This is a genomic window from Gordonia sp. UBA7860 (assembly GCF_002500165.1).
GTDB classification, from domain to species: domain Bacteria; phylum Actinomycetota; class Actinomycetes; order Mycobacteriales; family Mycobacteriaceae; genus Gordonia; species Gordonia sputi.
Window position 1 is genome coordinate 1 of sequence record NZ_DLSO01000042.1, and the last position, 19,704, is coordinate 19,704.

The 19,704-nt window shown below is 65.9% G+C and carries 19 protein-coding genes and 1 tRNA gene; 11 read left to right on the forward strand and 9 right to left on the reverse strand.

Annotated features, from left to right (window positions below):
• The coding region (locus tag B3T59_RS05810; protein ID WP_287001717.1) for a siderophore-interacting protein at positions 1 to 535 on the forward strand (535 nt) is incomplete at its 5' end.
• A 68-nt stretch (positions 536 to 603) separates the two neighbouring features.
• Here the strand turns inward: B3T59_RS05810 and B3T59_RS05815 are convergent.
• On the reverse strand, positions 604 to 1,554 hold the full coding sequence (locus B3T59_RS05815) for an LLM class F420-dependent oxidoreductase (protein WP_005202880.1): 951 nt from the start codon (positions 1,552 to 1,554) through the stop codon (positions 604 to 606).
• Between the two features lie 10 nt (positions 1,555 to 1,564).
• Positions 1,565 to 2,599, reverse strand: coding sequence for a nucleoside hydrolase (locus B3T59_RS05820; protein WP_005202881.1), 1,035 nt, complete (start codon positions 2,597 to 2,599; stop codon positions 1,565 to 1,567).
• A gap of 45 nt (positions 2,600 to 2,644) precedes the next feature.
• On the opposite strand from B3T59_RS05820, the gene B3T59_RS05825 reads away from it, so the two are divergent.
• Complete coding sequence (locus tag B3T59_RS05825; protein ID WP_005202882.1) at positions 2,645 to 3,586, forward strand: mechanosensitive ion channel family protein; 942 nt, start codon at positions 2,645 to 2,647, stop codon at positions 3,584 to 3,586.
• A gap of 178 nt (positions 3,587 to 3,764) precedes the next feature.
• Here the strand turns inward: B3T59_RS05825 and B3T59_RS05830 are convergent, their stop codons facing one another.
• Positions 3,765 to 5,702, reverse strand: a complete 1,938-nt coding sequence (locus tag B3T59_RS05830) for an HNH endonuclease signature motif containing protein (RefSeq protein WP_287001718.1) — start codon at positions 5,700 to 5,702, stop codon at positions 3,765 to 3,767.
• 312 nt (positions 5,703 to 6,014) lie between these two features.
• On the opposite strand from B3T59_RS05830, the gene B3T59_RS05835 reads away from it, so the two are divergent.
• Both B3T59_RS05835 and B3T59_RS05840 read left to right on the forward strand, forming a co-directional pair.
• Entirely contained in the window at positions 6,015 to 6,449 is a 435-nt protein-coding gene (locus tag B3T59_RS05835) for an ArsR/SmtB family transcription factor (protein ID WP_005202886.1), read from the forward strand.
• Entirely contained in the window at positions 6,446 to 6,997 is a 552-nt protein-coding gene (locus tag B3T59_RS05840) for an SRPBCC family protein (protein ID WP_005202895.1), read from the forward strand. The genes B3T59_RS05835 and B3T59_RS05840 overlap by 4 nt, the downstream gene beginning before the upstream one ends.
• A gap of 520 nt (positions 6,998 to 7,517) precedes the next feature.
• Here B3T59_RS05840 and B3T59_RS05845 read toward each other — a convergent pair.
• Positions 7,518 to 7,603 (reverse strand) — tRNA-Leu (locus B3T59_RS05845).
• A gap of 98 nt (positions 7,604 to 7,701) precedes the next feature.
• Between B3T59_RS05845 and B3T59_RS05850 the strand changes: the two genes are divergently transcribed.
• On the forward strand, positions 7,702 to 9,060 hold the full coding sequence (locus B3T59_RS05850; protein ID WP_049697354.1) for a M20/M25/M40 family metallo-hydrolase: 1,359 nt from the start codon (positions 7,702 to 7,704) through the stop codon (positions 9,058 to 9,060).
• 43 nt (positions 9,061 to 9,103) lie between these two features.
• On the opposite strand, the gene B3T59_RS05855 is transcribed toward B3T59_RS05850, so the two are convergent.
• Both B3T59_RS05855 and B3T59_RS05860 read right to left on the reverse strand, forming a co-directional pair.
• Complete coding sequence (locus tag B3T59_RS05855; protein ID WP_287001719.1) at positions 9,104 to 10,414, reverse strand: D-arabinono-1,4-lactone oxidase; 1,311 nt, start codon at positions 10,412 to 10,414, stop codon at positions 9,104 to 9,106.
• Positions 10,411 to 11,691: an alanine racemase gene (locus B3T59_RS05860; RefSeq protein WP_287001720.1), complete on the reverse strand. Its 1,281-nt coding sequence runs from the start codon at positions 11,689 to 11,691 to the stop codon at positions 10,411 to 10,413. Before B3T59_RS05860 ends, B3T59_RS05855 begins: the two co-directional genes overlap by 4 nt.
• Positions 11,692 to 11,895: 204 nt before the next feature.
• On the opposite strand from B3T59_RS05860, the gene B3T59_RS05865 reads away from it, so the two are divergent.
• Entirely contained in the window at positions 11,896 to 12,441 is a 546-nt protein-coding gene (locus tag B3T59_RS05865; protein ID WP_064863948.1) for a YbhB/YbcL family Raf kinase inhibitor-like protein, read from the forward strand.
• A gap of 8 nt (positions 12,442 to 12,449) precedes the next feature.
• Here B3T59_RS05865 and B3T59_RS05870 read toward each other — a convergent pair whose 3' ends face one another.
• From B3T59_RS05870 to B3T59_RS05880, 3 genes are read right to left on the reverse strand one after another with little or no spacing between them, the layout of a single operon-like run.
• Positions 12,450 to 13,553 carry a quinone-dependent dihydroorotate dehydrogenase gene (locus B3T59_RS05870; protein ID WP_287001721.1) on the reverse strand — a complete coding sequence of 368 codons (1,104 nt, stop codon included), beginning with the start codon at positions 13,551 to 13,553 and terminating at the stop codon, positions 12,450 to 12,452.
• Positions 13,547 to 13,852 carry a DUF5703 family protein gene (locus B3T59_RS05875; protein ID WP_005202907.1) on the reverse strand — a complete coding sequence of 102 codons (306 nt, stop codon included), beginning with the start codon at positions 13,850 to 13,852 and terminating at the stop codon, positions 13,547 to 13,549. The genes B3T59_RS05870 and B3T59_RS05875 overlap by 7 nt, the downstream gene beginning before the upstream one ends.
• On the reverse strand, positions 13,852 to 14,970 hold the full coding sequence (locus B3T59_RS05880) for a YncE family protein (protein ID WP_287001722.1): 1,119 nt from the start codon (positions 14,968 to 14,970) through the stop codon (positions 13,852 to 13,854). Before B3T59_RS05880 ends, B3T59_RS05875 begins: the two co-directional genes overlap by 1 nt.
• Before the next feature lie 116 nt (positions 14,971 to 15,086).
• Between B3T59_RS05880 and B3T59_RS05885 the strand changes: the two genes are divergently transcribed.
• The 5 genes from B3T59_RS05885 to mshC all read left to right on the forward strand — a co-directional run bounded on the left by B3T59_RS05885 (position 15,087) and on the right by mshC (position 19,657).
• Positions 15,087 to 15,929, forward strand: a complete 843-nt coding sequence (locus B3T59_RS05885; protein ID WP_064863951.1) for an undecaprenyl-diphosphate phosphatase — start codon at positions 15,087 to 15,089, stop codon at positions 15,927 to 15,929.
• A gap of 56 nt (positions 15,930 to 15,985) precedes the next feature.
• Complete coding sequence (locus B3T59_RS05890; protein WP_251723526.1) at positions 15,986 to 16,750, forward strand: MSMEG_4193 family putative phosphomutase; 765 nt, start codon at positions 15,986 to 15,988, stop codon at positions 16,748 to 16,750.
• Between the two features lie 25 nt (positions 16,751 to 16,775).
• Positions 16,776 to 17,474, forward strand: a complete 699-nt coding sequence (locus B3T59_RS05895) for a DUF3090 domain-containing protein (protein ID WP_064863953.1) — start codon at positions 16,776 to 16,778, stop codon at positions 17,472 to 17,474.
• A 5-nt stretch (positions 17,475 to 17,479) separates the two neighbouring features.
• A complete protein-coding gene (locus B3T59_RS05900) occupies positions 17,480 to 18,337 on the forward strand; it encodes an SCO1664 family protein (RefSeq protein WP_064863954.1) in 858 nt (285 codons plus the stop codon).
• A gap of 66 nt (positions 18,338 to 18,403) precedes the next feature.
• Positions 18,404 to 19,657, forward strand: coding sequence for a cysteine--1-D-myo-inosityl 2-amino-2-deoxy-alpha-D-glucopyranoside ligase (gene mshC, locus B3T59_RS05905; protein ID WP_064863955.1), 1,254 nt, complete (start codon positions 18,404 to 18,406; stop codon positions 19,655 to 19,657).
• The last annotated feature ends 47 nt before the right edge of the window (positions 19,658 to 19,704 follow it).

Here is a 19,704-nt window from a genome sequence, read left to right on the forward strand (position 1 = left end):
CGGCGTACTCGACATCGATTTCGTGCTGCACGATCACGGTGTCGCCGGAAAATGGGCGGGAACCGCGGTTGCGGGCGATCGACTCGGAATGCTGGGTCCGCGCGGCTCCCACATTTACCCGACCGGCTACGACTGGTACCTGCTCGGTGCCGACGACACGGCGCTACCTGCTCTCGCACGCTGGTTGGAAGAACTACCCGACGACAAGCCGGTCATCGCCTTCGCCGAGGTCACCGGATCCGAGACGGAGATCGACCTTCCGCAACGGCCGAACGCCCGGGTGCGCTTCGTCCATCGTGGCGCAGATCAGTCGGGCAGGGGCACGAACCTCCTGCGCGCGGTGGAGGAATTGGACCTCCCCGAAGGCAACTTCTACAGCTGGTTCGCGGGTGAAGCGTTGTCGCTCAAGCCGATTCGACGTCATCTGCGCCGCGAGCTCGGTCGGCCCAAGGACTGCGTCAAGGTCGACGGATACTGGCGCACCGGAACCGTCAACCTCGACCACCACGTCGAGGACGACGAGGCGTCGGAGTAGCTGCAGCGGGGTACGAGGCACGGGAGTAAACCCCGCTCGGGCGAGAGGGGTTCGTCCGGACCCTCCGATCAACCGATGAGGGGCGCCAGGGTCTGGCCGAGGAGTGTCACGCGGCCGGGGACGTGTCCGTTGGCGGGAGAGTTGACCGTCACGCCGTCGATTCCGCTCTCCAGGAGTGTCGAGTAGCGCTCTGCAACCTGTTCGGGACTACCGACGATTGTCGATGCTCGACGTACCTCTGCCGCCGGATTGCGTGCGAGATACGCCTCGAATTCAGCGGTGGCCTGCTCCTCTGTGGGCGCAATGCAGGCCGAGGTCTGCGCGGTCACCGTGATCTCCGACCGATCGCGACCAAGCCGTTCGCAGTGAGCGGCAAGAACGTCGAGCTTTCTCGGGAGATCCTCCGGCGCGGCGATGAGGTTGGACTCGTCGGCGTACTGAGCGACCATCCGCAACGTCTTCTTCTCGCCACCGCCACCGATCATCACCGGGATACGGCCAAGTGGCGCAGGGGAATTGATTGCCTCTTCGACCTGATACCACTTGCCGTCGAGTGAGGGCCGCTCGCCGCGCAACATCGGCAGGATGATCTGCAGTGCTTCTTCGAGCTTCTCGAATCGATCGGTGAAGGTACCGAATTCGAAGCCCAGCGACTGATGCTCGAACTCGAACCACCCGGCTCCGATCCCGAGTTGAGCACGACCACCCGATACGACGTCGACCGCGGTGACGCTTTTCGCCAGCAGCGTCGGGTTCCGGTAGGTGTTGCCGGTGACCAGCGAGGACAGACGCACCCGCGAGGTGTGCTGGGCGAGTGCCGAGAGCAGTGTGTAGCACTCGATCATCGGCTCGTCCGGGGCGCCGAGGATGGGCAGTTGGTAGAAGTGGTCCATCACGAGGACGGTGTCGAAGCCTGAGTTCTCCGCTTCGAGGGCCTGCGCGACGATGGTGGGGAAGAGCTGGTCGGGTGCAGTGTCGGGGTAGGTGAAGTTCGGGATCTGGTAGCCGAGTGTCGTCACCTCGTCGACGCTACGCCGAACCACCGACCTGGCGGGCGAGCGAGGCGATCGTCTCGATGAGGTGATCGAACACGGCATCGACGTCGGTTGCTGTTGCGATTCGCGCATTCGGGGTTCCGCCCCACATGCCGCGCTCGTCGGCAACGGTCATCCCGCGGGTCAGGGCTCCGGTGAGCTCGACACCGACCTGGGCGGGCACAGTGTCGGCGATCGCGGGGTCGAGCGCGACCATAGCGGCGAACGGATCGTGCAGATGAGCGAGGTAGCCCTCGTCGTGGGCTTCGTGGAACTCCAGGTAGAAACGCATCGCGTCGACGAGGTGACGCACGACCGCATTGTCGGCAACCGATCGGATGCCGGCTTCGTCTGTCGGATCGAGATACTCGACGGGACTGCTGCCTGCCGCGGCCGCGAGGCGAACCAGATGATCGGGGAGAAGTGCGACGGTCTCGGTGAGATCGAGAGGACAGACGATCGGGGCGGGCGCACCGTCGACGCCGAACGCGGCGAAGACCTCGGCGGCGGCCTCCGGGTCGACGGCGATGTTCCACTCGGCGACAGGCGTGGTGTTGCCGTGGACATGAAACGCGCCACCCATGATGACCAGCCGACGCAGTCGTCGTGGCAGGCTCGGGTCGCGTCGTATCGCGGTGGCAAGCGACGTGAGTGGTCCGGTGACCAGCCCGACCAATTCTCCGTCGTGTGCCTGAGCGGCGTCGAGCCAGGCGTCTGCTGCGTCCGTGTCGGCGACGACGAGATCGGATGTGGGCAACTCTGCGTATCCGACGCCCAGCGGTCCGTGTGTGTCCTCGGTGGTCATCAGTGGTGCGACGAGCGGACCGTCGGGTCCGCGATGTACCGGAATCTCGCCTCGCTCGCACAGCGACAACCAGGCCAGGTTGTTGGCGGCGACCACGTCGACCGGGACGTTGCCCGCGGTACTCGCGATCCCCACGATGTCGACATCGGTGCGGGCAAGTAGGTACAGCAGTGCGACCGAATCGTCGATACCGGTGTCGCAGTCGAAGAACAGTCGCTGGGTCACGACACAATTCTGATGGATTCACGACGGATACGTACGGTCGGGTTCATGGCAACGTACACAACGGCTTTCGAATGGACGGAGACAAATCGGGAATGGCTGATCGAGAACCCGATCAGGATCGTGGGGTACGTGATCGTTGCGCTGGTGGTGCGGTTCGTATGTAACCGGCTCATCGACCGCGTCACACGGCGTCCACCAGGGGAGAGGGCCGAACGCGGAGGGAAGGGTTCGACGCCGCTGCTGCTGCGCCACCTGCGTGACCGCGCACCTTCTGGAGCCAGCAGGGCAGTGATCAACCAGCGACGCTCGCAACGGGCCCGCACCATCGGTTCGGTGTTGAAGTCGGTTGTGTCGATCGTGCTTCTCACCTGGGCGGCGCTGGCGATACTGTCCGTTCTGGGTGTGAATATCGCGCCGTTCATCGCCTCCGCAGGTGTGATCGGCCTCGCCATTGGATTCGGCGCTCAGAATCTCGTGCGCGACTTCGTGACGGGGATTTTCATGCTGCTCGAGGATCAGTACGGGGTCGGTGACGTTGTCGATCTCGGCGAGGCCGTGGGGGAGGTCGAATCGGTCGGTCTTCGGATCACCACGGTGCGCGACGTCGACGGCACGCTCTGGTTTGTGCGCAACGGGGAGATTGCGCGCGTCGGCAACATGAGCCAGGAGTATGCGGTTGCCCGCGTCGAACTGCCTGTCGCGCTCACCGCGGATGTCGACAGGGCACAGGAAGTGGCACTCACCGCTGCGCACGCCGCAGTGGAGTCGGATGCGCTCTCCGAGCATGTGACCGGCGAACCCGACATGCTCGGCGTGCAGGAACTCTCTGCCGATCAACTGATCCTGCGAATGACGGTCACCACAAAGCCCAACTCGCAGTGGAAAGTTCAGCGGACACTGCGCCGCGAGATCCTGCGGGCCTACGACGAGCATGGAATCGAATTGCCGTATCCGCGGGGCCAATTGCTCACCGCGTCACCGAACTAGCGGCAGCAGGGGCTTGGCACTCGAGGCTGGGCGACCGATCGAGCGACCACGTCTGCCCCGCCACCGGGGTGTGGTGGCGGGGTGTGGACGGGTTGCGGCACAACCTGATTCGACGGCTCGCCCGGCTAGTTGGGCTAGCGTGTCGGCCGGGTTGGCGCGGTGGTCGGGTGACCGTTGGTCAGGCGGCGTCGGCCAGCGGTGGGTCGACTCCTCCTGGTGGGTCGACGTCGTCGAGCCACCAGGGGCTAGCTGGTGGGGCCGGGCCTGTTGGTGCGTCCGGGTCTGTGGACGGGTCGGGGTCGGGTGGATCAGTGAGGTTCCATTGGATGTCGACCCGCCTGTTGAGGCGCGGTGTATCGCCGGAGGGCATCGCGCCCACGAGTGCGAGCTCGACGCGCCCGCTGGGCGGGTCTGCCATCGAGGGCGGCGACACCATCCAGGCACCCACCGCATCCGCCACGATCTTCGCGTCGGCTGTACCCGAGCCCCGCGCGCAGATCTCAGTGTCGGCTGTGTCGGCGACGGTCTCGGTATCGGCTGTGTCCTTTGCGGTCCCGATCCCGGCAGCGGCCGCGCGTGCTGCGGCTGCGGCTTCGTTGCTGATGTGTTCGGCGGTGAGGTAGTCGTGGAAGTCGGCTTTGACGTCGGCGATGCGGTTGATGCGTTCGGGATTCTCCGGCATGCCGGGTTTGGCGTTCAGTCGCCACGCAACGCGTCCGGTATCAGGGCCTTCTGTGATCATGCGGGTGGTGAATTGGCCGGGTTTCGGCCCGACCCGCCGATTGTGCACATCACACGCCGGCACCAACTGGTCGATATCGGTCAAGCCGCCGTCGGCCCAGTCTTTCGCGGCGTGATGCATCTGGACTCTGCTCGCGGGTTGGTTGCAGCCGGGTGCGGAACACATTTTGCCGCCGGGTGAGGCGAAGGAGGCGAGTCGTTGCCCCAGCGTGGCGATCCGCTTCGACCGACCCAAATACAGCGGGATGCTGGTGTGCTCACCGAACACCGCCAAATACTGACTGGCACCGGCGGAGGCGGCCATCTCGATCACATCGCCGATCGGCAGGAGTGTTCCGGAGGTGGTCTGTGCGATCCCTGCTTGTGCTTCCAACTCGTGCAGGCTGGTGGTGACGATCACCTGGATCGGCAAACCCCGATGCGTATTACCCAACATGCCGGATTCCAACACCTGGCCGAGTAGGGCGGAGAACGCGTCGTGATTGCGTTGGGCGGGTGAGCGTTGATCACGCAGCGCCGCCGCCGCGACCTGTTCGGCGTTCGCGGTGGTGATCGGACCGACAGGTGAGTCGGGGTCGTCGGGGTTGTTCATGCCGGGTTTGGCCCACGAGTCCAACACCGCATCCAGCCGGGCACGGGCGATCGGATCCAAATCAGCAGTCAACCGCGACATGAGTTGTGCGTTTTGCCGGTTCACCCACAAGCGGCGTCGACGTTTGCGGTCTTTCGGGTTGGTCAGCGTCCCATCCGGATCCAGATGCGCCAACAATCGTGAACCCAAATTAGTGATTTCGGCGGGCGTGAACTGGACCGCATACCCGGCCATCTGTGCTTCGGCGGCCGCTTTGGTCTCCGCCGACACCTCACCGGGGATCGCTTCGAGCACTTCCAGTACCGCGCGGACGTGTGCTCCGGCGACGCGTCCTTCCACGACGTAGCCGGCCAACGTCGGACATGCGGGTGGCAGGCGGTCGCCGCAGATTGTGGTGAATGAGCCGGTCGCCGCGATCACCTGATATCGGGCTGCCGGATCGCCAATATGCAGACGTTGTCCCATGAAATTCCGAATATCGCGGAAACCCAACGAGTGGGGCAGATCCCGGTCAGAGGCCTCCACGACCAAGCGATCCGTGACCGCGCCCGCCGTCCGCAACGCCAGGCGTTCGGCCTCGACGGTGGCTTCCACCAGCACGTCATCGGACACCAACGACACATCCACCGTCGCCAACTCATCCAACACCGCAGCAAGCCGTGACAGTTTCTCCGCCACCACCGCATCCGCAGACCCCACCGCCGCAGAGGCCAATACAGACGACCCCAAAGCCGAAGGCACGCCACCGCTTCCGCCGTCGCTGCTGTTGCGTTTGCTGTTCACGTGCCGCCACCCCCGCCCCACGTCGTATCGAATATGTGTTCTATACTACCCGACAATACGGACAACGTCGAGGAATTCTCGAACAATTTTTCGACCTCGTGGACACGCGTTTCGCCGAGTCCCGACCACCCATTTTCGGTCCAGCATTGCGGCGTTGAACACTCGAGGTGTCAAGGATGCTCGTGATCGCCGAAAACGCGACGGCGGCAAGGTTCTCCGTGGCGATGGTTGCCAAAACATGGCAGTCGCCGCTCGCTGCCCCTTCCGCAAAGACACCCTGATAATTGGTAATTAGTCAGTTACCATTTATGAGTGTCCGTCTTCGTCGCAATCGCCGACCCGGTGCGTCGCGGGATCCTGCGGATCCTGGTCGACGGCCCGCAACGAGTCGTCGACATCCAACGGTTGCTCGCCGCCCGTCACCCGATCTCGCGGCCCGCGGTGAGTCGACACTTGCGGGTGCTCGCCGAGGCCGGCCTGGTCGAGGCCGCCACGACGGGCCGGGAACGTCACTACCGACTCGACCCGACACCACTGCTCGAGGTGCGGAAGTTGTTGTCCGACCTCGGATCCGGGGACGCCGCGGACGCTTCCCGCGTGCCGATCGCGGAGTCGGCACTCGACGCCCTGAACACCGAGGTGTACCGAACCCGACGCGAAAGACGCAGGGCCGCAAGCCCAGACAGGTCCAGCCGACACGCTGCCGAACCCGACGTCACATCCCACCAGATACAGGAGCCAGGATGACGAATGCACCCATACCCAGCGGCCGGCACCGCGTCCGCCGAGACGGCGACGTGGTCGAGTTCACCCGTACCTACCGCGCCGCCGTCGACGACGTGTGGGCCGCCGTGACCGAGTCCGATCGGCTCGCCCGCTGGATAGGTTTCTTCGACGGCGACCCCGACGAGGGTCACGTCGCCTTCACGATGAACGCCGAGGGGGAGGAGAACATGACCCCGGTGCGCTACGACATTCGACGCTGCGAGCCGCCACATGTCCTTCAGGTGCACACGACCGACGATGCCGGTACGTGGGATCTGATCCTTGAGCTGGACGAGAACAGTGGCATCACGACGCTGAGGCTCAGTCAGATCGTCCACGATCCGGAGGTGATCGAAAGCACCGGCCCGGGGTGGGAGTACTACCTCGATCGTCTCTCGGCGGTAGTGACCGGAACGGACCCGGCCGACCTCGACTTCGATGACTACTACCCGGCGCAACGGGAGTACTACCTCACGGTGCGGGACCGGGTGAACGCGAGCGCGAACCGGTCACCGGACTCCGGCTACTGACGTCGGCGGTGTCGACGCCCGCCGGTTGAGTAATGACCGGCGGTGCGGCGGGAAGCGGGCGCGAGTCTCTCGCCGATGCCGACCCGAGCGTTGGCGCGAACAATGGTGTCGGAGAACACGATCGAATCGAGAACTTCGGCACCCCGCTCGATGATGACACCCGGGCCCAAGACGCTGCGCCGCACCGTGCCCGCCACCCGCGCACCACTCATGAGCCGACTGGCCCACACGGGGCTGGCGCCCTCTAAGTGCGGCCCTGGCGACGGGGCTGTGGGAACGCCTGCGCGGAGTCCGGCGGCCGTTGTGCCTACGCCACAGGAGTGCACGACGGCGCTGACAGGGAGGCTGCCGACGTGGCGCACTGGTCCGGCCGTGAAGATGCTGTCGCCGTCCGGCCGGGGGATGACTTGAGGATCAGAACTCGCTATCGGCCCGACACGATCCACAGGTTTCCGATCGGGCCGCCCAGCCGCCCAACGAAAAAAATCCCGGAGAGCAATGCTCTCCGGGATTCTCGCGGTGTCCGAGGGGGGACTTGAACCCCCACGCCCGTTAATAGGGCACTAGCACCTCAAGCTAGCGCGTCTGCCATTCCGCCACTCGGACTCGGTGCTTCGGTGTCTCGCGGATTTCTCCGTTCCGCACCGGGCCGGATAACACTAACCGAGGTTGCCCCCGTATCCCAAATCCCGTAGGAGTGAGGGGTGACTTCGGAGCCTGAGAACACCGCCGGGACCATCAAAGCCGTCGACGAAGTGGTCGATATCGTCAGCAAACTGATCCGCTTCGACACCTCCAACACGGGAGAGCCCGAGACGACGAAGGGCGAGGAGGACTGCGCCAAGTGGGTGGCGGGGATGCTCGAAGAGGTGGGGTACACCACTCAGTACGTCGAGTCGGGGCGACCGGGACGCGGAAACGTGTTCGCGCGGCTCGCCGGTCCGCCTGATTCCGACCGTGGTGCGCTCCTGGTGCACGCTCATCTCGACGTCGTGCCCGCAGAGCCTGCCGACTGGAGTGTCCACCCGTTTTCGGGGTCGGTGTCCGACGGCTACATCTGGGGCCGCGGCGCCGTCGACATGAAGGACATGGCGGGGATGGCGCTCGCACTGGCCCGCCAGTTCAAACGCGACGGCACCGTGCCGCCGCGTGAACTGGTCTTCGCCTTTCTTGCCGACGAAGAAGCCGGCGGGACGTGGGGTTCTCACTGGCTGGTGGAGCATCGGCCGGACCTGTTCGAGGGCATCACCGAGGCAGTCGGCGAGGTCGGCGGCTACTCACTGACCGTCGACCGCCCGGACGGCACGCAGCGTCGTCTCTATTTGGTGGAGACGGCCGAGAAGGGGCTCTCGTGGATGCGGCTCACCGCCGAAGCCACTGCGGGCCACGGCTCGTTCCTGCACTCCGACAATGCTGTCACCGAGATCGCCTCCGCGGTCGCGCGAATCGGAAACCACGAATTCCCTCTCGTGATCAGCGATTCGGTGGCCGAGTTCCTGCAGGCGGTGTCCGAGGAGACCGGTTGGGATCTCGGTCCCGACACACCCGACCTCGAGACCGCCCTGTTCAAACTGGGCAGCCTCGCCCGGATCCTCGGTGCCACACTGCGTGACACCGCCAACCCGACCATGCTCAAGGCCGGCTACAAGGCCAACGTCATCCCGCAGAAGGCCGAGGCCGTCGTCGACTGCCGTGTCCTTCCCGGGCGCCAGAAGGCATTCGAGGCTGAGATCGACGAGTTGATCGGCCCCAATGTCCGACGGGAATGGATCACCCACCTCGACTCCTACGAGACGACCTTCGACGGCAACCTCGTCGACGCGATGAACGACGCGATCCTCGCCTACGACGAGGACGGTCGGACCGTCCCGTACATGATGTCGGGCGGCACCGACGCCAAGGCGTTCGCCAAGCTCGGAATCAGGTGCTTCGGCTTCGCGCCGCTGCGCCTGCCGCCCGAACTCGACTTCGCCGCGCTCTTCCACGGCGTCGACGAGCGTGTCCCGGTGGATTCGGTCCTGTTCGGCACGCAGGTGTTCGAGCACTTCCTGCATCACAGCTGAGCGGTCCCCCGACCTACGGTTCAGCTGCGACGCGTCAGCGCGATCAGTCGCCGAGCACCCGCCGCAGGTAGTCGTTGCCGAAGACACGCGAGGGGTCGTACTTGTCCCGAACCGCGAGGAAGTCGTCGAATTGCGGGTACACAGCGCGGAAGTACTCCGCGTCGCGGGTGTGTAGCTTGCCCCAGTGTGGCCTGCCGTTGTGGGCAACCATGATCTCCTCGACGTCGGCGAAGAACGCCGAGATGTCCGCGGGATCGTCACGGTGGTAGCGGTGGACCGCGATGTAGCCCGTGGTACGTCCCGAGGCCGTCGAGAGCATCAGATCGTCGGCGGCGGCAGCGCGCACCTCCACCGGGAAGCTGACGCGGTATCCCTTGCGTGCGATGAGCTTCTCGATGTCGTTGAGTACCTCCGCCACGGCGGGCAGTTCGACCGCGTACTCCATCTCGCGGAAGCGCACATCACGGATCGACGCGAAGACCTCTGCCGACGGTGCGACGTACGTGCGCTCCGAAAGCGCATGACTCGCAACCCGATTGAGCGTCGGTACAACTGCGGGAACCCGCCGTCCGAGTTCGCAGACAACGCCGTAGACCTTGTTGCTGATCAGGTCGTCGTCGATGTATCTACGCACCGAGCCCGGCCCACTTGGCGTGGCGCCTGCGGGAAGCCTTGTATTGGTCTTGGCCAGCGCGCGACGAGTGTGCGGGAACCAGTAGAACTCGTGGTGGTCGAAGGATTCGACGCGGTCGAGAAAGCCGCCGACCGCATCGTCGAGATCGAGAGGCTCGTCGTGAGCGCGGAGACTGAACGCATCGACGCATTCGATGGTCAGCTCGACAATGACCCCAAGTGCGCCCAATCCCAGAGCGACAGCGCGCAATTCGTCATCATCAGCAGTGAGGGTGACGACGTCGCCGGTACCGGTGACGATCTTCGCGCCGACGATCTGCGTCGAGATCCCACCGAAGTTCAGACCGGTTCCGTGTGTACCCGTCGACGTGGCCCCGGTGATCGTCTGGCGGTCGATGTCACCGAGATTGCGCATCGCGAGCCCGTAAGGGGCGAGCAGAGCAGGGATTTCGTGCAGCCGGGTGCCCGCGCGCAACGTCACCCGATGTCCGTCGACACCCACCACCCCGCGGAGCGCGGACATATCGAGCTGGATGCCCTCTGGCACGCCGATGCCGGTGAAGCTGTGCCCGGAGCCGATCGGCTTGATACGTGTCCCGTCGGCCGCTGCTCTCGCGACGAGCTCCGCGACGGCGTCGACGGTGTCGGGTGTCGCGACTGCCGTTGTGGCCGACTGGTTTCCACTCCAATTGCGCCACTGCGTGCGCGTCTGTGTTGTCACAGGTAGCACTTTTCTTCCCCTCGGTAGGTCGGAATGAGATCGTCGACTCGTGCCTGGCCGTTCTGGTCACGTCCGATCAGAGCGACTGTCCTGGCGCGCTCGCACACCTCGCCGGACTTGGTGTGGCGGAACCACACTCGGTCACCCGGCACCAGCTTCGACGCCGCGTCGCCGGTCAGCGGCGTCTGCACCTCGCCTGCGGCCTCGGTGCCGATGTAGGACAAACCCGCGGGCCACACCGGACGCGGTAGCCTGTCGGGCGCGGGTGGGCCGGACGCGATCCAACCGCCACCCGCGCACGTGATGATCTTTGGCGCGGGTCTGCGTGTCACGTCGAGACCGAACGTCAACGCCGGAGCGGGCTGAAAGCGTCGGTACCCGTCGAACAGATGCCCGCCGAAAAGCCCACTGCCAGCGGCGATGTCGGTGACGGAACCGTCGCGTGCGGTCTCTTCGAGCGAGCCGGTTCCGCCCGCGTTGACGATCTCGATGTCGGTGAGTTCGCGCAGCGAGGAGATGATCGCGCCGCGTCGTCGTCGCAATTCGACCATGGACACGCGCTGCATGGCACGGGTCGCCCGGTTCGTCAGTGGTTTGCCGTCGACATCGTCGGCGACTCCCGCAACCTGAGCCTCGTACGACATCACGCCGACCAGCGCGAAACCCGGGCGTGCGACGATCGCGCGGGCCAGCGTCAGGGCGGCGTCTGCATCGTGCACAGGGGAGCGTCGGACACCGAGATGGACGCGACCGGAGAACAGCCGCAACGAGGCGTCGAGGTCGATGGCCACCCGGACCACCGAACGGTGCTCTGGTGAGACGACGGAGTCGACGACGTCGAGTTGCGCGACGTCGTCGACGAGCAGCGTGACGCGCGTCAGTGCGACCTCGTCGACGAGTAGATCGGCGAGAGCGGCGCGTCGAACCGACGGATACCCGAGAAGCACATCGCCGATGTTCGACTTGGTGGCCAACCACTGCGCTTCGGCGACGTCGAAGGCGAGCACTCCCGCAAATCCATCGCGCGCGACGACGTCGTCGATGATCGATCGCACACGAAGCGACTTGCTGGCCAACCGAATCGGCACACCGCCGGCTCGGGCGGTCAGGTCGGCGATGTTGTGTTCGAGCGCGGTGAGATCGAGTGCGAGCGTCGGCGCGTCGAGTCCCGCATCGCGCACCGCCGCGTCGATTCCCGCGTAGTACGCGTCGGGGTCGGTCGACCACAGCTGTGAGACTGTGCCCGATCGGGTTGTCGCGGCCTCGAGACGGCCCATACGTGCTGCTCCCAGAGGTGTCGTGGGGAGATCGGAGTGCCCGGCTCCCAAAGTTGACCAAGTGGTCAACTGAAAGTTACTACACAACTTTCGATGGCGGGACGTGAAAGTTCATCTCGGGCTCCGCGCGCTGCGGATTAGACTCGCGAACGAGTCCACGCACGCTCGGCCACTCTGGCCGTACTCGCGAGAGAAAGGTGTTCGATGACCTCGTACGACCCCTACGCAGACCTGCCGAACCTGCCGTCGTTCACACTGACGTCGGAGAGCGTGTCCGACGGCGCACCGCTGGCAACTCCGCAGGTCAGCGGGATCATGGGCGCGGGCGGCGCCGACGCCTCGCCGCAGCTCTCATGGTCTGGATTTCCCTCGGAGACAAAGAGTTTTGCCGTGACGGTCTACGACCCCGACGCCCCGACCGCTGCAGGCTTTTGGCACTGGGCCGTTGCCGACATTCCCGCATCTGTGACGAGTCTCGCCGAAGATGCAGGCGACGAGAATGGTAGTGGTCTTCCCGCGGGAGCGGTCACCCTGGCCAACGACGCGTCACTCAAGCGGTTCGTCGGCGCTGCGCCACCGCCCGGACACGGACCGCACCGGTACATGATCGTCGTGCACGCCGTCGACGTCGAGTCGCTCGAACTACCCGAGAACGCGACGCCCGCCTACCTCGGATTCAACCTGTTCTCGCATGCGATCGGACGCGCGCGCATCATCGGTACCTACGAGCAGCCCGCCGAGAACGTCTGAGTCGACGATCAGCCGCGTGCCGCGCTGCCGACCGCCTCGGAGATGTTGTTCCATCCGGCGGCGCGCACGCGGGCTGCGAGCCCCTCATGGATCTCGCGCAAGCTCATCGGCCCTCCGTAGATGAAGCCGGTGTAGGTCTGCAACAGATCGGCGCCCGCGCAGATGCGCTCCCAGGCCTGCTCAGGTGTCTCGATACCGCCGACGCTGATCAACGCGAGCTTGCCGCCGATGCGAGAGTACAAGCGACGCAACACCTCCAGCGACCGATCGGCGAGCGGAGCGCCGGAAAGTCCGCCCGGTCCCATTGCCTCGACCTCGTCTGCCGGAGTGGAGAGTCCGTCGCGCGAGATCGTCGTATTGGTGGCGACGATGCCCGCCAGCCCGAGTTCGACGGCCAGATCGGCCACCGCGTCGACGTCGGCGTCGGCGAGGTCGGGAGCGATCTTCACCAGGACCGGTACCGACACCTCGTCGAGTACCGCGGCAAGAATCGGGCGCAGTGAGTCAACGGCCTGGAGATCGCGGAGACCGGGAGTGTTCGGTGAGCTCACGTTGACCACCACGAAATCGGCATGCGGACCCAGCAGGCGCGCCGAGACCCGATAGTCGTCCACGGCGCCGTCGAGCGGCACGACCTTGGTCTTGCCGATGTTCGCGCCGATCGGAACAGGGATCCCGCGCCCGCGGGCCGCCGTCAGATTGTCAGCGGCCGCCGGTGCGCCGGGATTGTTGAATCCCATGCGGTTGATGAGCGCGCGGTCGGCGGGCAAACGGAACAGCCGCGGTGGCGGGTTGCCCGGCTGGGCCTGGCCGGTGACTGTGCCGACCTCGGCGTACCCGAAGCCGAGAAGCCCCCAGGCGTCGGCCGCTGCCGCTGACTTGTCGAAACCTGCTGCCAGACCCAGGGGTGCCGGGAAGGTGACACCGAAGACATCTTGGCGCAGCGCCGGGTCGGGAACGGTGAACAGCCGCGCGAGGAGGGACCGCGCGATCCCCAGCCTGCTGGTGGTGCGGATCGACGCCATGATGATCGAGTGAATGCGCTCGGGCGCGAGGAGGAACATCGCCTTCAGCGCGACTGGGTACAGGACCCGGTTGACGCGGGTCAGCATGCCTCGGCGCTTCCGCCGAACTGCTCGCCACCTCGGCCACGCGGCGGCTTCTTGCGTCGTAGCAACACTTTTCGGGTGCCATCGGTATACAGCCGAACCCGCGACAGTTCCCAACCGCCGAACTCGGCTTCGAGGGAGAGACGCATCGACGCGGTCACCCTGGTGATGTCCGGCGGGAGCTTGATCAACATCGTCTCGTAGTCCTCGGACGTCACTTCCCATCCGCGGGGATAGCGCGCACCGATACGTGCGCTGGTGCGGTGATGCTGGGGGAGCCGGTGCTGACCGGGTGTCGACATCAGCGTCCCGCCTCGCTCGGCGCGGCAGTCGAACTGCTCACAGGCGCTCCTTGGCTGTACGGCGGAGCGACGACCTGCACGCCGCCGTCGCGGGCGGACAAGACGTAGACGGTGCCGGATGCGTCGTCGACGGCGAGTGCGTCGGGCTGGGCAACCGCGGCGAAGCGATGCTTCTCGACGGGTTCACCACCGGCAAGGTCATACGCCACCACCTCGTTGTTCGCCGTCGTCGACACCCAAAGGAGATTGCGGGTGTCGTCGTAGTCTACGGCGTAGGGCCCGTTCGGCACGGGATAGCGGAACCGCATCACCAGCGGTGATCCGAAGAATCCGATGATTTCGTCGTCGCGTGTGTTGCTCACGAGGATTCGCCCGTAGTGGTCGACCGTCGCCTCGGTGGCGCCATTGCCGGCGCGTAGCGCCGCACCGAATTCGCCGGTGGAGATGTTGACCGGTGTGACAGACGACTGCGCTTTGTCGAGCACGACGACCTGCTCGTCGGGCAGATCGGCACCGGCGGGGGAGACCGTGATCTGATCCACGCCGACGAACCCTCCGATATCGCGGATCTGCTTCAGCGCGGCGTCGAAGACGACGAGGTGACCGTTGGCCGTGCCGACGAGAATCTGTCCTGACGCCGTCCGAGCCAGCGCGGTGGGCTCCGAGACCGAGGTTCGCGCCGACGTCACGGCTCCATCGGCGCCGATCCGCACCAGGATTTCCGGGCCCGAGCCCACGAATGCACCGTCGCCGACCCCGATCAATCGCGTGAGGCGGGGTACCGCAATGGTGGTCGGCGCAGCGGTGATCGCCTCGGTCGACAATCGCAGCACCGACGTTCCGTCGCCGCCGAGAACGCCGAGCGCGTTGCCCGAATGAGCGAGCACCGTGCTGCCCGGCGGTGTGGCTACCACCGTTCCCGCGGGTGTGGCGGCGGGTCCGGAAGGCGCGGCACTCGCGGTCGCGGGCGCCACGGTCTCCTTCTTGTCGCCGCTGTCGTTCGACGATCCACACCCGGCCAGCACCATCGTCGCGGCCACGATTGCTGCGACACCGCAGACCCACGCCGAACGTCGGCGGGCAGTGGCAGGGGTATCGACAAGCCTGGGTGAGCGCATGTGACCATCTTGCGCGACGCACATCGAACGCCCGTCGACAGGTCGGCGTCGCCGTTCGCCGGATCACATCCGCTACGCCGCTCGTACGCCGCATGCGACCGGTAGCATCGTCGCCCGTGACCGAGACCATGACCTGGGCCCAGGCGATCGTGCTGGGAATCATCCAGGGCCTCACCGAATTTCTGCCCATCTCATCGTCGGCGCACCTGCGTATCGCTTCGGAACTGATGTTCGGCGGCGACGCCGGTGCGTCGTTCACCGCTGTGATCCAACTCGGCACCGAGGCCGCGGTCCTCGTGTTCTTCGCCCGCGACATCGGGCGGATCATCACCGCCTGGTTCCGCGGACTGTTCAACGAACACGAACGCAACCTCGACTACCGGATCGGCTGGTACGTGATCTTCGCGACCATCCCGATCGGGATCATCGGCTTCCTGCTGAAGGATGAGATCCGGACCGTCGCACGCAACCTCTGGATCACCGCGATCGTCCTGATCGTGTTCTCGGGAGTGTTCTGGCTCGCCGAACGTGTCGCAACGCAGTCCCGGTCGATCGAGCAGCTCACCCTGCGAGACGGCCTCGTCATGGGTCTCGCGCAATGCCTCGCCCTGGTGCCTGGCGTGTCGCGGTCGGGTGCGACGGCCAGCGCCGGTCTGTTCCTCGGACTCGAGCGCGAGGCCGCGTTCCGCTTCTCGTTTCTGCTCGCGATTCCCGCGGTGCTCGCATCCGGACTGTTCAGTCTTCCCGACGCCTTCCACCCGTCCGGCGACGGTATGGAGGCCACCGGTGCACAACTCGCGGTGGCCACGCTGATCTCCTTCGTCGTCGGCTACATCTCCATCGCCTGGCTGTTGCGCTTCGTCAGCGGCCACTCGCTGAACTGGTTCGGCGTCTACCGCGTCGCCCTCGGTCTCGTCGTGATCGGTCTGCTCTCCGCCGGCGTCATCAGCGCGACCTGACCCGGGCCGCGACGGCTGTCTGTGCCGCGGCGGGCGCAAGTGCCTATGGTTGAGGGATGACCGTGATCCTGGTTCGCCATGGCCGGTCGGTTGCCAATACCTCGGGCGTACTCGCCGGCCGCACGCCGGGTGTCGCCCTCGACGACAAGGGACGCTCGCAGGCGGCGGAACTGGTGAATCGACTCGGCCCGTGCGTCGAGCAGATCACGGCGGTGGCTCGCTCACCGCTGCAACGCTGTGGTGAGACCGTTGCCCCGTTGCTCGCAGCGATTGCCGAGCAGACCGGTCGTCGGGTCCCCGAGGTGGTCGTCGACGATCTCGCCGAGGTCGATTACGGCAGTTGGACCAACCGACCGATCAAAGACCTTCTCGCCGAGCCCCTGTGGAAGGTGGTGCAGCAACACCCGTCCGCCGCCGTCTTCCCTGAGGGGGAGGGACTCTCTCAGGTACAGGCCCGCGCCGTTGCCGCGATCCGAAGGCTCGACCGCGAGTTCGGTGGTCCGGACGGCTCCGGCGCGTGGATCGCGTGCTCGCACGGGGACGTGATCAAATCGGTGATCTCCGACGCGATGGGCGCCCACCTCGATACGTTCCAACGGATTGTCATCGAACCGGCGTCGATCAGCATCGTCCGCTACGGCGCCACGCGCCCGTACGTGCAGACCGTCAACAACACCGCCGTGATCTCGATACCGTCGCCCCCGCCGAAGAAGAGTCACGACGCCGCGGCCGAGGACGACGCGACCATCGGTGGCGAGACCGGCACCGACGACACCCCGCGACCGGCAACTTCTGCACAGGCTCCCGCCGGGCGCGGATAATGAACTCACGAGAAAAGGAGGTGTGATGTCTCGAGCGATCCATGTCTTCCGCAGCCCGGACCGGTTTGTCGCCGGTACCGTAGGACAACCGGGCGACCGGACGTTCTACCTCCAGGCTGTCCACGAGGCGCGCATCATCAGCGTGATGCTGGAAAAGCAGCAGGTTCAGATCCTCGCTGATCGGATCGGCGCTCTGCTTGACGAGATCCATCGCAGGTTCGGCACCCCGATTCCACCGCCGTCCGACCGCGTCGGAGATCTCAGCCCCCTGGTGATGCCGGTCGACGCCGAGTTCCGGGTCGGCACCATGGGCCTCGGCTGGGACGCCGAGTCCGAGGCTGTCGTCGTTGAGCTGCTCGCCATCACCGAGGGTGAGTTCGACGAGAGCGTCGTACTCGACGACACCGACGAGGGTCCCGACGCCGTCCGCGTGTTCCTCACCACGCAGGCCGCCCGCGAATTCGCCGCGCGATCATCGCGGGTCATCTCCGCAGGCCGGCCGCCATGCCCGCTGTGTGCCGAGCCCCTCGATCCCGCAGGCCACCTCTGTGTCCGCACGAACGGCTTCAAACGCGACGCAGAGCTGAGCAAATCGATCGAGTTCGTCGACCCGGAGGTGTTCCGCGACCTGTCACTCGGCGACGACTCGGGTCTCTACGACACCGACGACGAGGGCGACGACTCAGCAGATGGACCCGACGCCGAGGGCCCGGGGCGGGATTGACACCGATGCAGCCGGGGGAGGCCGCCGACGAGCCCGTCACGGGCGGCATCACTCCTGATGACGCGCTACGCGAGGGAGAACTGGTCATCGTCGGTCGAATCCCGACGGCCAGCAACGCGACCCTCGTCTGCGAGGCAACACCGTCAACAGGCGGCAGCGTGCGGTGTGTGTACAAGCCGATTCGCGGCGAAGTGCCGCTGTGGGACTTTCCCGACGGCACTCTCGCGGGGCGCGAGGTCGGGTCGTACCTGATCTCCGAGGCACTCGGCTGGCACACGATACCGACAACGGTGATGCGCGACGGTCCGCTCGGCCCCGGAATGGTCCAGCGCTGGATCGACACCCCCGATCCCGACTCCGGAGATCTCCCGGCGGCCCGCATCGACCTCGTGGACCTGTGCCCGCCCGGCACGGTCCCCGACAACTATCGGCCGATCCTGCGGGCGCTCGATCCACTCGGAGAGCAGGTCGTTCTCGTCCACGCCGACGATCCGCGCCTGCTGCGGATGGCGGTGCTCGACGTCATCCTCAACAACGCAGACCGTAAGGGCGGACACGTACTCGAAGGTCTCGACGGCAACGTCTACGGCGTCGACCACGGCATCTGCCTACACGCCGAAGACAAACTGCGCACAGTGCTGTGGGGCTGGGCGGGCGATCAGATCCCCGGCCACCTGATCGCCGACATCGCAGCACTCGCCGAGGCCCTGGAGTCCGACAACTCGCAGCTCCGCGCGGCACTCGCCCCGTACATCACAAATGACGAGATCGACGCGCTCACCCTGCGCGCCATCATCCTCGCCGAATCCGGCAGGCTTCCCCTGCCGCCGCCTCACCGACCCATTCCCTGGCCGCCCTTCTGAAGGGTCCCTGCTCGTTCTGACAGCCCTGTTCAGTTCCGCTCTGCAGCGGCCAATACAGTGGGGGATATGCAATCGTGGCCTGAACCGGCTGTGCCCACCGTCGGTGGATCCGGACCCGCGCTCCGCCTATACGACACCTCGAGCCGCGCCGTGCGCCCCGTCTCGCCCGGCGCGACCGCGACCATGTACGTCTGTGGCATCACGCCCTACGACGCAACGCATCTCGGCCACGCGGCCACCTATCTCACGTTCGACATCGTCAACCGGGTGCTGCGCGACCAGGGGCACGAGGTGCACTACGTCCAGAACATCACCGACGTCGACGATCCGCTGTTCGAGCGTGCCGCACGCGACGGTGTCGACTGGCGTGCACTCGGCTCCGAGCAGATCCAGCTCTTCCGCGACGACATGACGGCGCTGCGCGTCCTACCGCCGCGCGACTACATCGGTGCGATGGAGTCGGTCGACGAGGTCATCGAGATGGTCGAAAAACTCCTCGCCTCCGGTGCGGCGTACGTCGTCGACGATCCCGAGTTTCCCGACGTGTACTACCGCGCGGACGCCACCGAGCAGTTCGGCTACGAATCGGGTTACGACCGGGCGACGATGGAACGCTTCTTCGCCGAACGGGGCGGCGACCCCGACCGTCAGGGCAAGCGTGACCGCCTCGATCCCATCCTGTGGCGCGCCCGCCGCCCCGACGAACCGTCGTGGGAGTCGCCGTTCGGACCCGGACGTCCCGGTTGGCACGTCGAATGTTCCGCGATCGCGCTGAACCGGCTCGGCGTCGAATTCGACATCCAGGGTGGCGGAAACGACCTGATCTTCCCTCACCACGAATTCTCCGCAGCGCATGGCGAGGCGTACACGGGCGCCCGTCGCTTTGCCCGCCACTACGTGCACACCGGCATGGTCGGACTCGACGGCGAGAAGATGTCGAAGAGCCGCGGAAACCTGGTCTTCGTGTCCGTGCTGCGCCGTGCGGGTGAGGACCCCGCGGCCATCAGGCTGGCGCTGCTCGCCGAGCACTACCGTGCCGACCGCATGTGGAGCGACGCCGTTCTCGACCAGGGTCGCGCACGTCTCGAGCGGTGGCGGGCCGCCACGTCGGCGACGTCGGGCCCCGACGCCGCACCCGTCATCGCCCGCGTGCGGGAGCATCTCGCCGACGACCTCGACACACCCAAGGCCCTTGCTGCCATCGATGGGTGGTGCAGGGACGTCGAGCAGGGAATCGGACAGTCGGCGACGGCGCCGGGCGATCTCGCTTCGGCCGTCGAAGCACTGCTCGGTGTCGAATTGAGCCACGCGACACGATGATCCGACTCGATTCGTACGCAGGCGACGCAGCTTAGTAGAGTTCTCCG

Bases quoted from the DNA above. Each gene is read 5' to 3' on its own strand.
- B3T59_RS05825 (WP_005202882.1), top strand. From the start codon at position 2,645: ATGGCAACGTACACAACGGCTTTCGAATGGACGGAGACAAATCGGGAA.
- B3T59_RS05895 (WP_064863953.1), top strand. From the start codon at position 16,776: ATGTCTCGAGCGATCCATGTCTTCCGCAGCCCGGACCGGTTTGTCGCC.
- mshC (WP_064863955.1), top strand. From the start codon at position 18,404: ATGCAATCGTGGCCTGAACCGGCTGTGCCCACCGTCGGTGGATCCGGA.
- B3T59_RS05865 (WP_064863948.1), top strand. From the start codon at position 11,896: ATGACCTCGTACGACCCCTACGCAGACCTGCCGAACCTGCCGTCGTTC.
- B3T59_RS05860 (WP_287001720.1), bottom strand. From the start codon at position 11,691: ATGGGCCGTCTCGAGGCCGCGACAACCCGATCGGGCACAGTCTCACAG.
- B3T59_RS05900 (WP_064863954.1), top strand. From the start codon at position 17,480: ATGCAGCCGGGGGAGGCCGCCGACGAGCCCGTCACGGGCGGCATCACT.
- B3T59_RS05890 (WP_251723526.1), top strand. From the start codon at position 15,986: ATGACCGTGATCCTGGTTCGCCATGGCCGGTCGGTTGCCAATACCTCG.
- B3T59_RS05880 (WP_287001722.1), bottom strand. From the start codon at position 14,970: ATGCGCTCACCCAGGCTTGTCGATACCCCTGCCACTGCCCGCCGACGT.
- B3T59_RS05840 (WP_005202895.1), top strand. From the start codon at position 6,446: ATGACGAATGCACCCATACCCAGCGGCCGGCACCGCGTCCGCCGAGAC.
- B3T59_RS05875 (WP_005202907.1), bottom strand. From the start codon at position 13,852: ATGTCGACACCCGGTCAGCACCGGCTCCCCCAGCATCACCGCACCAGC.
- B3T59_RS05870 (WP_287001721.1), bottom strand. From the start codon at position 13,553: ATGCTGACCCGCGTCAACCGGGTCCTGTACCCAGTCGCGCTGAAGGCG.